Source organism: Bosea sp. (in: a-proteobacteria) (assembly GCA_023910605.1).
In the GTDB taxonomy this organism is placed as follows: Bacteria; Pseudomonadota; Alphaproteobacteria; order Rhizobiales; family Beijerinckiaceae; genus Allobosea.
This window is the reverse complement of sequence record JAAVVV010000001.1, coordinates 2,865,194-2,877,524: the sequence shown is the minus strand read 5'-3', so window position 1 is coordinate 2,877,524 and position 12,331 is coordinate 2,865,194. Positions and strand designations below refer to the sequence as shown.

General features: G+C 65.3%; 13 protein-coding genes. 3 read left to right on the top strand and 10 right to left on the bottom strand.

The features are described 5' to 3' along the window. Positions 1 to 64: 64 nt before the first annotated feature. Entirely contained in the window at positions 65 to 775 is a 711-nt protein-coding gene (locus HEQ16_13860) for a hypothetical protein (protein ID MCO4055101.1), read from the top strand. Between the two features lie 15 nt (positions 776 to 790). Here the strand turns inward: HEQ16_13860 and HEQ16_13855 are convergent, their stop codons facing one another. Both HEQ16_13855 and cysE read right to left on the bottom strand, forming a co-directional pair. Further along, positions 791 to 1,003, bottom strand: a complete 213-nt coding sequence (locus HEQ16_13855; GenBank protein MCO4055100.1) for a DUF3126 family protein — start codon at positions 1,001 to 1,003, stop codon at positions 791 to 793. A gap of 107 nt (positions 1,004 to 1,110) precedes the next feature. Then, a complete protein-coding gene (gene cysE, locus HEQ16_13850) occupies positions 1,111 to 1,947 on the bottom strand; it encodes a serine O-acetyltransferase (GenBank protein MCO4055099.1) in 837 nt (278 codons plus the stop codon). A 175-nt stretch (positions 1,948 to 2,122) separates the two neighbouring features. Between cysE and HEQ16_13845 the strand changes: the two genes are divergently transcribed. Next, complete coding sequence (locus HEQ16_13845) at positions 2,123 to 2,857, top strand: cytochrome c biogenesis protein CcdA (protein MCO4055098.1); 735 nt, start codon at positions 2,123 to 2,125, stop codon at positions 2,855 to 2,857. A gap of 288 nt (positions 2,858 to 3,145) precedes the next feature. On the opposite strand, the gene HEQ16_13840 is transcribed toward HEQ16_13845, so the two are convergent. The 8 genes from HEQ16_13840 to HEQ16_13805 all read right to left on the bottom strand — a co-directional run bounded on the left by HEQ16_13840 (position 3,146) and on the right by HEQ16_13805 (position 11,540). Beyond that, positions 3,146 to 4,261: a branched-chain amino acid ABC transporter substrate-binding protein gene (locus HEQ16_13840; GenBank protein MCO4055097.1), complete on the bottom strand. Its 1,116-nt coding sequence runs from the start codon at positions 4,259 to 4,261 to the stop codon at positions 3,146 to 3,148. 176 nt (positions 4,262 to 4,437) lie between these two features. Continuing rightward, positions 4,438 to 4,788, bottom strand: coding sequence for a hypothetical protein (locus tag HEQ16_13835; protein MCO4055096.1), 351 nt, complete (start codon positions 4,786 to 4,788; stop codon positions 4,438 to 4,440). Between the two features lie 76 nt (positions 4,789 to 4,864). Beyond that, positions 4,865 to 5,617 carry an ABC transporter ATP-binding protein gene (locus HEQ16_13830; GenBank protein ID MCO4055095.1) on the bottom strand — a complete coding sequence of 251 codons (753 nt, stop codon included), beginning with the start codon at positions 5,615 to 5,617 and terminating at the stop codon, positions 4,865 to 4,867. Positions 5,618 to 5,631: 14 nt separating this feature from the next. Next, a complete protein-coding gene (locus HEQ16_13825) occupies positions 5,632 to 6,468 on the bottom strand; it encodes an ABC transporter ATP-binding protein (protein ID MCO4055094.1) in 837 nt (278 codons plus the stop codon). Then, complete coding sequence (livM, locus tag HEQ16_13820; GenBank protein ID MCO4055093.1) at positions 6,468 to 7,889, bottom strand: high-affinity branched-chain amino acid ABC transporter permease LivM; 1,422 nt, start codon at positions 7,887 to 7,889, stop codon at positions 6,468 to 6,470. The genes HEQ16_13825 and livM overlap by 1 nt, the downstream gene beginning before the upstream one ends. Then, the gene (locus tag HEQ16_13815) at positions 7,889 to 8,806 is read right to left on the bottom strand and encodes a branched-chain amino acid ABC transporter permease LivH (protein ID MCO4055092.1); all 918 of its coding nucleotides are present in this window, start codon (positions 8,804 to 8,806) and stop codon (positions 7,889 to 7,891) included. Before HEQ16_13815 ends, livM begins: the two co-directional genes overlap by 1 nt. Positions 8,807 to 9,206: 400 nt before the next feature. Beyond that, a complete protein-coding gene (locus tag HEQ16_13810; GenBank protein ID MCO4055091.1) occupies positions 9,207 to 10,211 on the bottom strand; it encodes a 4-hydroxyproline epimerase in 1,005 nt (334 codons plus the stop codon). A gap of 87 nt (positions 10,212 to 10,298) precedes the next feature. Next, positions 10,299 to 11,540 carry an FAD-binding oxidoreductase gene (locus HEQ16_13805; GenBank protein MCO4055090.1) on the bottom strand — a complete coding sequence of 414 codons (1,242 nt, stop codon included), beginning with the start codon at positions 11,538 to 11,540 and terminating at the stop codon, positions 10,299 to 10,301. Between the two features lie 218 nt (positions 11,541 to 11,758). Here HEQ16_13805 and HEQ16_13800 point away from each other — a divergent pair, with 218 nt between their 5' ends. Then, entirely contained in the window at positions 11,759 to 12,319 is a 561-nt protein-coding gene (locus tag HEQ16_13800) for a flavin reductase family protein (protein ID MCO4055089.1), read from the top strand. Positions 12,320 to 12,331: the final 12 nt, after the last annotated feature.

Genomic DNA, 12,331 nt, shown 5'->3' with positions numbered 1-12,331 from the left:
TTCATGCTGACATGATTAACGGCGCAGCCGCGCCTTCCTGCGCAATCCCGCTTACGGCCTGACCATGACGGCATACCAGATCATCAGCAGCGGCCGCGCCGCCGCAAACATGACGCGCAGCCGAAAGGCTGTCCCGGTTCGGCCCGTGCCGCGCGCCGATGGCATGATCTGGACCTTTGTCGCGCTGCTGCTGCTGATGGCCGGCGGCTGCCTCGCTGCCGGGCTGTGGTGGATCAACAGGCCCGCGCAGCCGCCCCAACTGCTCGACATGCGGATCGGCGGCGAGCGGCTCGTGATCCCCTCGAACTACAAGGGACCGCGCACCGCCGACATGGGGCGCGAGGTGGGCATGACGCGCCTGCGCGTGACGTGGCCCGGACTGCTCGCCGCGACGGCGGAGGAGGTGGCGCAGGTCCATATCACGCTGGGACCTTCCGACGCCTCAACGGATCCGGCGGCCCAATTCGCCACACTGGCGCGGTTCCTCACGCCCGGCGCATGGTCCAATCCGGGCGGGCTCGTGGTGCGGAACTTCAAGAAGGGTTCACCCTTCGAGAGCGAGGAGCTCTACATGTCACTGCCTGATGGCGCGGAGTTCTTCGCCCGCTGCACGGCGGATCTCGCCCGCATCGGTTTCGACGAGGGCTGCCGCGCCGTGATCAAGCATACCGGCATCGACATAAGGCTGCGCTTCCCGCGCGAGGCGCTGGCGGAGTGGCGCGCGCTTTCGGATGCGGTGAAGCAACTGGTCGACGGCTTCCGCCGGCCCGAGTGAGGGCAAGGCGCTCGATCAGTCCTCGAGATCGACGTCGAGGATTGCCATGGTGAAGTTGAACGAGCGGTCGCCGTCCTCGTCATCGACATGCAGGATGCCGATGTATTCGTCGCCGATATAGACCTCGGCGGAATCGTTCTTCTTGGGGCGTGCCTTCACGGCAATGCCGTGGTTCGAGAAGGTGCGGCGCAAGAAGCGCTCCAGCTTGGCGAGTTCGGTCTTGTCCACGGGTCAAATCCAGCGATGGAGGAGGGGTCGATTCAGAGCTGAGCGATGCCATGGCAGGCGCGCTAGGGCAAGGCAAGATAGCCCTTTGGAAAGCGCGAGGCCCGGGTTCAGCCCAGATCAGCGAGCAATTGGTCCATGGCCCTGGCAGGCTCGGCGCAGCCGGCCTCGCCGACCACGCGGGCCGGAACGCCGGCCACAGTGCTGTTGCGCGGCACGTTCGCCAGCACGACGGAACCAGCAGCCACGCGCGCGCACTCGCCGACCTCGATGTTGCCCAGGATCTTTGCGCCGGCGCCGATCAGCACGCCCGACCGGACCTTGGGGTGCCGGTCGCCTTTCTCCTTGCCGGTGCCGCCCAGGGTCACGTCCTGCAGCATCGAGACATTGTCGCCGATGATGGCGGTGGAGCCCACGACCAGCCCGGTGGCGTGATCGAGGAAGACGCCGCGGCCGATGCGGGCGGCAGGATGGATGTCGGTCTGGAACACCTCGGAGGATCGGCTCTGCAGGTAGAGCGCAAGGTCGACGCGGCCGCGGCTCCAGAGCCAGTGGGCGAGCCGGTGCGTCTGGATGGCATGGAAGCCCTTGAAGTAGAGCACAGGCTCGACCAGCCGGGTGCAGGCCGGATCACGATCCACCACAGCCACCATGTCGGCGCGGAACGCCTCGCGGATGCCGGGATCGGCGGCCAGCGCCTCGTCGAAACTCTGGGCGATGAGATCGGCCGGGACGACAGGATGGCCGAGCCGCGCGGCGACGCGGTGGGTTATGGCGGCATCGAGCGAAGGCTGGTTGATGATGGTGGACAGAACCAAGCCCGCCAGCGTCGGCTCCGTCTCCACGACGCGCTGCGCCTCCTGCCGCAAGCGCGCCCAGGCCGGATCGAAGTTGTCGACCTGGTTTGGGGTCCGTCCGATATGGGCCGCATTGCCGTGAGTTGTCATGTTCACCCGTCCATGTCGGATCGATCGGGGCCGAATCTAGCATGAGGGCAGCCCCATCGGCCAGACAGCAAGCGGCCCTGCGCGCTTGAAGAGCTCAGCATCGTGGCCAAAAGCGTGAAGCGCTGTGTGAGAGCGCACTAGGATTCATCCACAAACTCGCGCTATCAGCGCGAGCATGGCTGATGTCGGTTTTCTTGCGGCGCTGATCGCGGGCGTGCTCTCGTTCCTGAGCCCCTGCGTGCTGCCGCTCGTGCCTCCCTATCTGTGCTATCTGGCGGGCACCACTGTCGAGGAGATGCGGGAGGAGGGCGCGAACCGCATCGCGGCCCGCCGTGACGTGATGTTGGCTGCGTTCTCCTTCGTCGCGGGCTTCAGCACTGTCTTCGTGCTGCTGGGCGCCACGGCCAGCGCGCTGGGCCAGGTGCTGCGCGATTACATGTGGGCGCTGTCATGGGCCGCCGGCGCCGCCATCATCGTCATGGGTCTGCATTTCCTCGGAGTGTTCCGCCTTGCAATGCTCTACCGGGAAAAGCGGCTCGATGTCGCGACACCGGCCGGGCCGGGCGGGGCCTATCTCATGGGCCTTGCCTTCGCCTTCGGCTGGACGCCCTGCATCGGCCCGATCCTTGCCGCGATCCTGGCCGTGGCCGGCTCCACCGAGACCTTGTATCGCGGCATGTCGCTGTTGGCGGTCTATTCGCTGGGGCTTGGCATCCCCTTCATCATCGCCGCCTTCGGCATCGAGCGCTTCATCGGGGCGATGGCGGGCGTGAAGCCCCATTTCCGCAAGATCGAACTCGCCATGGGCGGGCTGCTGGTGGTGACAGGCGTGGCATTCCTCACGGGCGGAATGGAGCGCACGGCGTTCTGGCTGCTGGAAACCTTCCCGCAGCTCGCCACGCTGGGATAAGCGCTGCTCCGGTTCCTGACCCTTGGTTGCGGCTTGCGGCTCCGGTCAAGCCTTGCAGTGATGTCCGTAGCAAATGCGATTAGCCGACACCTTGAAAGGTGATGATTGATCCGAACCAAATGCGCTGGCGCTCACGGCCAGCCCCGACATGGTGCGCGGCGCCATGTGCCGCGTGATCGGCGCTGCCCGCGGCTGAACCGGATCAGGCCATGAAAAAACCCGCCCGGAATGAACCGGGCGGGTCAAGCCATGAGCCCGGGCGCATGGCCCGGGCCAAGCCTCCGGCGATCAATTCTCGATGTAAGTGATCTTGCCGTCAGCGCCTTTCTTCCAAGTGTACATGGTGTAGTCCGGACGGGTGATGTCACCCTTCTTGTCGAAGGAGAGTTCGCCGATCACGGTCTTGAACTTCGCGCCGGTCTTCATGAACTCGGCCATCTTCTTCGGATCGAGCGACTTCGCGCCTTCCGCAGCCTGCTTCATGACCTCGACAGCGGCATAGCTGTAGAGTGTGTAGGATTCGGGGTTGAAACGCTTGGATTCAAAGCGCTTCACCACGGCCGCCGCTTCCGGGCGCTTGCGCGGATCGGGCGGGAAGGTCATCAGCGTGCCTTCGACACCAGGACCGCCGATCGCGGCGAACTCGTCGGAGGTGATGCCGTCGCCCGACATCATGATGGTCTTGAGGCCCTGGTCGCGCATCTGCCGCACGATCAGACCGCCTTCGGTGTGCAGGCCGCCCCAGTACAGCACGTCCGCGCCGGAGGCCTTGATCTTGGAGACGAGCGCCGAGAAATCCTTCTCGCCGGCGTTCACGCCTTCATAGAGCACGTCGTTGACGCCAGCCGCGCGCATCGCCTTGCGGGTTTCGTCGGCAAGGCCCTGACCATAGGTGGTCTTGTCATGGGCGACGGCGATCTTCTTGCCCTTCAGATTCTTCGCGATGAAGTCGGCAGCCACCGCGCCCTGCTGGTCGTCACGGCCGCAGGTGCGGAACGCATTCCAAAGACCACGCTCGGTGATGCGCGGGTTGGTCGCCGAGGGCGAGATCATCAGGATGCCGTTCTCGGCGTAGACTTCCGAGGCCGGCATGACGACGCCGGAGTTGAAGTGCCCGACGACGAACTTGATGCCGTCAGCGGAGAACTTGTTGGCGACCGAGACGCCTTCCTTCGGGTCCGAGCGATCGTCTCCGATGGAGAGCGTGATGCGCTGGCCAAGGATGCCGCCAGCGGCGTTGATGTCTTCGACGGCCTGTTCGGTGCCGTTCTTGAGCTGTGCGCCGAAGGCGGCGTTGGGGCCGGTGATGGGGCCTGCGACGCCCATCTTGATCTGCGCCTGCGCGGCACCGGAAAACGCGATCATCGCACCAAGTGCAATGCCGCTCAACATGGTCTTCTTCATGGATACCTTCTCCCTCGTTTTTGACACGGTCCGCTCGCCATGAGGCGTGGCCCGTCCCGGCGCGTGAAACCACCGTGAGCCGCAGTCTTGCGCGTTTTCATGGGGATGTCACCCGTCAAGCTCGTGCAATGTGAACCTTTTTCTGGTTCCGGCCCGACCTGCCGTTGCGTTCTGCCTCAGCCGCCGCGTGGGGACCAGTTGAAGGGACCCTTGCGCTCGTAAAGCCAGCGATACTGCGTCGTCATCTGCGTGGTGCGGGTGTAGCGATAGCCCGCCAGCGCGAAGACAACCAGAAAGGCGGTGTCGATCATGTAGTAGTAGGTCGTCAGCAAGGTGCCGTGGAACAGCGCAAAGTGGATGAACCTGACGAACAACCCGAGGACGAGGATGTAGAGCGGCAGTTGCCAGAGCGGACGCCAGGTCAGCGCGATGGCGCGGCCCGTCATCCAGGCCGTCCAGCCGCCGATGATCAGGGTGACGAGCGCGAACAGCCAGACAGACTGTTCCTCATAAAGGATGCCCTGCATCACTCGGCTCCTTTGCTGCCGCTGGACGCGCCTGCCTTGCTGCGCGGGCGCTGCGGTGTTGTTGCGGTGCGCGTCATCAATGCCGTCCGCCTTCGAGATAGGCCGCGCGGACCTGCGGATTGGCGAGCAGTTCCTGGCCCGTCCCGCTCATGGTGACGACGCCGTTGACCATGACATAGCCGCGATGGGCGAGCTTGAGCGCATGGAAGGCGTTCTGCTCGACAAGGAAAACCGTCAGGCCTTCGGTGCGGTTGAGGTCGCGGATGGCGTCGAAGATCAGCTTGACGATGAGCGGGGCGAGGCCCAGCGAAGGCTCGTCCAGCAACAGCAGCCTGGGCCGGCTCATCAGCGCGCGGGCGATCGCCAGCATCTGCTGCTCGCCGCCCGAGAGCGTGCCGCCGCGCTGCTGCAGTCGCTCCTTTAGCCGGGGGAACAGCGTGCACACCCGCTCCAGATCCTGCTCGAAATGCGCGTAACCATCCACCGCCGCGCCCATCTGGAGATTCTCATGGACGGTCATGCGCGGGAAGATGCGCCGGCCCTCTGGCGACTGGGCGATGCCCAGGCGCGCGATCTCATGGGTGGGCATGGCGGTGATGTCCCGCCCGCCATAGGTGATGGAGCCTTCCCGCGCGCGGGGATTGCCGAAGATGGTCATCATCAGCGTTGACTTGCCCGCGCCGTTGGCGCCGATCAGCGTGACGATCTCGCCCTGGTTCACGTCGATGTCGACGCCCTTGAGCGCGATGATCGCGCCGTAATAGGTCTTGACGCCACGGACCTGGAGCATGGGCTGCACGGCGGCCTGGCTCAGGGGCGCGCCCGTCATGTCGGTGATCGTGTTCACAGGCCCACCTCGGCTTCCACGGCCTCGACCTCTTCATCCTCGACGCCGAGATACGCGGCGATGACCTTCGGGTCGTTCTGCACATGGGCAGGCGTCCCGTCGGAAATCTTGGTGCCGTAGTCGAGCACCACGACATGGTCGGAGATTTCCATCACGACGCTCATGTCATGCTCGATCAGCAGGATCGAGACGCCGTCATCCTTGCGGATCGAGCGAAGGAGGTTGTTCAGCTCAAGGCTTTCGCGCGGGTTGAGGCCCGCGGCCGGCTCGTCGAGGCAGAGCAGGATCGGATCGGTGCACATGGCGCGCGCGATCTCGAGGCGGCGCTGGTCGCCATAGGGCAGATCGCCGGCCGGATCGTCGGCGCGCTCGGTGAGGCGCGTCTTGTCCAGCCAGTACTTCGCCTTTTCGATCGAAGCGCGGGAGGCGGCCTTGTAGCCGCCGATCCCGAGCAGGCCCAGAATGGTATAGCCGGAGGCCTTCATCAGGACATTGTGCTGCGCGACAAGCAGGTTCTCCAGCACGGTCATGCCGGTGAACAGGCGGATGTTCTGGAAGGTGCGGGCCACGCGGGCTTCCGCCGCGATCCTGAAATCGGGCAGGCGCTCCAGCAGCAGTTGCCGCCCATCGTCGAAGCTGAGCGTCATCATGCCTTCGGTCGGCTTGTAAAAGCCCGTGATGCAGTTGAACACCGTGGTCTTGCCAGCGCCATTGGGGCCGATCAGGGCGGTGATGTCGCCCTTGTGGACATCGAAGGACAGGTCGTTGACGGCCACGAGGCCGCCAAAGCGCATGGTGAGATGCTCGACCCTGAGGAGGGGGGGCGTATCCATCAGCCGTGCCCCTCCTTGACGTGCGAACCCGAGACGGCCTTGCTTTGCTTCAGGAAGGCAGTCGGCTCGCGGGTCGAAATCAGCCCGCGCGGCTTCCAGATCATGATGACGACCATGGCGAGGCCGAACAGCAGCATGCGATATTGCGTGGGGTCGAACTCCGGCCCGAAGATCTGCTTGGTGAATTCCATCTCGCGCATCAGTTCGGGGCCGCCCGTCATGACGGCCGCCGCGATGGCGACACCCCAGAGCGAGCCCATGCCGCCGAGCACGACGATGGCCAGGATCACCGCCGATTCCATGAAGGTGAAGCTCTCGGGACTGATGAAGCCCTGCTTGGCCGCAAAGAAGGCGCCGGCGATCCCGCCAAAGCCCGCGCCCAGCGAAAAGGCGGTGAGCTTGGTGGTGGTGGTGTTGATGCCCAGCGAACGGCAGGCGATCTCATCTTCGCGAAGGGCTTCCCAGGCGCGGCCAACCGGCATGCGGCGCAGGCGGATGGTGACGAAGGCGGTGAGCAGCGCGAGCACCAGGATCACGTAATACAGGAAGATGGTGCGGTAGAGCGGCGTGAACTCAAGCCCGAAGGTCGCAGCAAAGCCTTTGTCGCTGGCGTTGAACGGAATGCCGAAGAAGCTCGGGCGCGGAATGCCGGAGATGCCCGCATAGCCGCCCGAGAAATCCACCCAGTTTATCAGCACGAGGCGGATCATCTCGCCAAAGGCAAGCGTGACGATGGCTAGGTAATCGCCCCGCAGGCGCAGCACGGGAAAGCCCAGCAATATGCCCCAGAAGGCCGCCAGGATGCCTGCAACGGGCAGACAGATCCAGAAGGCCCAGACGCCGAGCGCAGGGTAGGTCGCGGGAATGACGCTGGTGGCGAAGAGCGCATAGGAATAGGCGCCGACCGCGTAGAAAGCGACATAGCCCAGGTCCAGAAGGCCGGCGAGGCCCACCACGATGTTCAGACCCCAGCCGAGCATGACGTAGATCAGGATCTGCACACCGAAATTGTCGATCCACTTGGTCGAGCCCTGCCAACCCGAAAGCATGATGGAGATCACCGGGAAGGCGAAGAGAAAGCCGATGGCGATGGGGGCCAGCACAGGCGAGAGCCGGGCGAGGAAGGGCTTCACGGCTTGCGGCACGCGCATGATCGCCGCGCCGCCAGCCGCCCGGCGCTGGGTGTTCAGCGTCACCAGCAGGCGGCCTATGAACACGATGGCCACGGCCCAGGCGACCGCATCCCAGCGCGCGTCGAGGATGAGCCTGTTGTTGAGGTCCTGCCGGGTGCCGTAGGCGATGATGGGAATGCACAGCCCGAAGGTGATGAGCCCCGCGAAGGCCGCCTCCTTCAGCGCCGGGGCCAGGCCCGTCTTCACCGGCTTGCCCTGGTCCACGAGTTGTCCGCCAGCCTTGGCCATCACACCTTCTCCACTTCAGGCCGGCCAAGGATGCCGGAGGGCAGGAAGATGAGGGTGATCGCGAGGATCGAGAAGGCTGCCACGTCCTTGTAGTCAATCGAGAAGTAGGCTGACCAGAACACTTCGATCAGCCCGATGATGAGCCCGCCCAGAACCGCTCCGGGCAGCGAGCCGATGCCTCCAAGCACGGCGGCGGTGAAGGCCTTGACGCCCGGGATGAAGCCATCGGTGAAGCTGATAACGCCATATTGCAGCAGGTACATCACGCCCGCCACGGCCGCGAGCGCCGCGCCGATGACGAAGGTGATCGAGATCGTGCGGTCAACGTCGATGCCGAGCAGCGCGGCCATCTTGCGGTCCTGCTCGCAGGCGCGCTGGGCGCGGCCGAGCGAGGTCTTCTGCACGAGATACCAGAAGCCAAGCAGCAGCACTGCGGTCACGGCCATGATGACGATCTGCTTGTAGGCGAGGCGCACGGGGTAATCGCTCAGGGCGAAGAAGACGAAGCCGCCGTCGACGATGGGCGGGATCGACTTGTTGCGCGGGCCCTGCACGAGCTGGACGAAGTTCATCAGGAAGATCGACATGCCGATCGCCGAGATCAGCGGCGCGAGGCGGAAGGAGCCGCGCAGCGGGCGATAGGCCACGCGCTCGATCGTCCAGCTCCAGAGCGAGGTCAGCGCCATGCCGATGACCAGCACCAGCAGAAGCGCGACCACCACCATGCCGGCGCCCAGGGCCGCCGAGATCAGCATGAAAATGATGAGCGCGATGAAGCACGAGAGCATGAACACGTCGCCATGGGCGAAGTTCACCATCCCGATGATGCCGAAGACCATCGTGTAGCCAATGGCGATGAGGCCGTAGATCGACCCCAGGGTCAGCCCGTTGATGAGCTGCTGGAGAAAGATTTCCATGTAGACGCGCAACCCCTCTGTGGCTTGGCCCTGGCGGGTTCTTCTCGGCGCGGAATGCGCGCCGTTCGCCGCCCTGCGACCATGCCGACCATTGCTAGCAACGGCGCGGAACGCGAACAAGCCTTTCCGCAGGCGGGGCGTGAATAAGTGCCCACAAACTGTGCATATGGGCCGGCCGCTGCCGTGAAGCCTGCGCCAGCGAGCGCAGCCGCGCCCGCTCACTCGTTGTCATGCGGGATGATTCAAGGTGGACCAATTTGATGGGGTGGAACAGTTTTATGCTATCATGATAATCGATTGAGTGATGCAGGGGCGGCCTTGTTTGTGCCGGATTTCATTGCGGCACTCCGCCAGGCGCGTCCTGATCATGAAATGAGCAAGCAAGTGAAGTTGACCCCGCTCAGTCCCGCAGCTGGAAGCCGTGGGCGAGCGGATCGCGATCGTCGATGAGAATCGTGTTGTAGCCGGTGAGGCGCGCCCAACCCTCTATGGAGGGGATGATGGCGTCGAAGGCGCCGACCTTGGCAGCCGCCTCGACGCGGCCGCGGAACAGCGTGCCGATGATGCTTTCATGCACGAAATCATCGCCGACCTTCAGCTTTCCCTGCGCGGCCCATTGCGCCATGCGCGCGGAGGTGCCGGTGCCGCAGGGGCTGCGGTCGATGGCCTTGTCGCCATAGAACACGGCGTTGCGCGCATGGGCTTCGGGGTGCTGCGGCCGGCCGGTCCATTGCACATGGCTCAGACCGTTGATGGCCGGGTTCTCGGGATGGACGAAGCTGTAGCGGGCGCGGAAGGCCTCGCGGACCTTCGGGCTCCAGCGCAGCAGATCCGATGGCGTGACGTCGGCAATGTCGCAGAAGGCGGATTGCGGGTCGATGATCGCGTAAAAGTTGCCGCCATAGGCCACATCGGCCGTGATCTCGCCCAGCCCCTCCACATGCGCGGTGAGGCCGCTTGCGTGCAGGTAGGACGCGACATTGGTGATGCGCACGGAACTCACGTAAGGGCCGTCCTGGACGTAGGTGGCGGTGACGAGGCCCGCGGGCGTGTCGATCTTCAGAATGCCGGGGGTGCGGGGCGTCACCAGCCCGCGCTCGAGGGCCATGGTCACGGTGCCGATGGTGCCATGCCCGCACATGGGCAGGCAGCCCGACGTCTCGATGAAGAGGAAGGCGATGTCCGCATCGGGCCGCGTCGGCGGATAGAGGATCGCGCCCGACATCATGTCGTGGCCGCGCGGCTCGAACATCAGGCCTGTGCGGATCCAGTCGAACTCGGCGAGGAAATGGGCGCGTTTCTCGACCATGCTGGCGCCGTGCAGGTTCGGCCCGCCGCCCGCCACAAGGCGCACGGGGTTGCCGCAGGTGTGGCCGTCAAGGCAGAAGAAGGTGTGTGAGGTCATGGGGTTGGCCCGGATTGCGGCGAAATCGATTCCGGTCGTTATCGCAATGATTCAACCGCAAGGCGAGGCCCTGTCGGCGCAATGCTGTCAGAAACGCTGCGCGCGGAAGGGCGAGATGTCGAAGCCGCTCGGCCGGCCGGCGATGAGGTCGGCCACCATTGATGCAGTGACCTGGCTCTGGGTCATGCCCAGATGGCCATGGCCGAAGGCGTAGATGATCCGCGGCGAGGCCCGCGAGGGGCCGATCACCGGCACAGAGTCAGGAAGCGAGGGCCGAAAGCCCATCCAGACCTCGCCGCTCCCGAAGGAGGGCAGGCCCTCGATGAAGCCGTCGCACCTGTCGTAGAGCGCCTTTGTGCGGGCATGGTTGGGCTTGGCCTTCACGCCGCCGAACTCGACCGCTCCGCCGATCCGCACGCCTGAATCGAGCGCGTTGATGATGAAGCCGTGGTCCTTGAAGGCGATGGGGCGCGAAACAAGGTCCGTCACGCCCTTGAAGCTGACATTGTAGCCGCGCTCCGTGTCGAGCGGGATCTTGTCGCCGAGGCCTGCGGCGAGGGGGCGCGACCAGATGCCGGCGGCGAGCACGATGGCGTCGGCCTCCATCACGCCGCCGTCGGTGAGGGCGGCAGGCTTGCCGTCGGCCGAAAGCGCGCGGACGCTCGCGCGCCGGGTGACCGCGCCGCGCGCCAGCGCCGCATCGTGCAGGGCGGTGGTCAGCCACAGCGGATCGGAAATATGGGCGGAATCCGCGTGGAACAGCGCGCCGGCGAAGACCTCTCGCAGGGCCGGTTCAAGCTGTTTCGCCTCGTTGAAGCTGATGACGTCGACCTCGATGCCGAAATCGCGCTGCTGCAATGTTTCGAGCTTCGCCTTCGTCACGCTGGCCGGCGTGTCGAGCATGTAGAGCCCGCCCTTGCGGTGAATGTGCCGCTCGAGCCCCAGGGCCTTGGCGCGGGCGAGCCAGCCGGGCAGCGCCCGGCTCTGCAGATCGACCAGAGCCCGTGTCGAGGCCTCGACGGCGGAGGGACGTGAAGCGCTCAGGAATCGGGCGAACCATGGCAGCAGCCAGGGCAGATAGGATGGCCTGATGGCCAGCGGCCCAAGCGGATCGAACAACATGCGCGGCGCTTCCCGCAGGATCTTCGGATGGGCCAGCGGCAGGATGTCGGCATGGGCGATCCACCCTGCGTTCCCGGCCGAGGGTGCGCCGGAGCTTCGCCGGGCGCTGCCGTCGGGGTCGAGCAGCGTCACGCTGTGGCCCTCGTCCAGCAGGGCATGGGCGCAGGCGGTCCCGGTGATGCCGGCGCCGACAATCAGCACATGCATGTCAGGACCTTCCGGGCTTGGCGTGGAGCATGGCGGGAGTCTTCCGATTGGGGCTGAACAGGGCAGGAGACACGGCAGATAGGACAGGCAGGGCGCTTCTGCCAATGGCGTGCAGGTCACGCCGCCTTGCGCGCAGCGCCGGGAGGGGGCAATTCGGCGCGGTCCTGCTGCTGCGACGCTGGCTTTCACCGCGCCAGCGACCTACATGGATTAGACAGATGCAGCAGCCACGCTGCCAACTCCGGGCGATGATGACCGCAAGACCGATCTTTCCCGCGCCCGGAGCCATTACGCCCGCGCCGGTTCCTTCAGCGGCCTTCCGCCAGGCGATGGCGCAGGTCACGGCCTCTGTGCATGTCATCACCACAGCCTCGGGCGAACATCGCGCCGGGCTCACCGCCAGCGCCGTCACCTCGCTGTCCGATGCGCCGCCCATGATGCTGGCCTGCATCCATTCCGACAGCAACACGCTCGCGCAGATCGAGGCAAACGGCGTGTTCTGCATCAACACCCTGTCCGGCGAGGACCAGGCGGTGGCGGAAGTGTTCGCGGGGCGCAAGGGGCTGGAGGGCGAGGCGCGCTTCACGGTGGGCGCCTGGACACGGCTGGTCACGGGTTCGCCCGTGCTGGGAAACTCGCTGAATTGCTTCGACTGCCGCCTCGTCGATGTGCGCACCATGGCCACGCACCGCATCGTGGTCGGCGAGGTGCTGGCTCTGGGCGGGCGTCAGCAGGGCCCGGGGCTTATCTACCGCAACCGGCTGTTCGGGACCTTCTAGAGGCAGCGATTC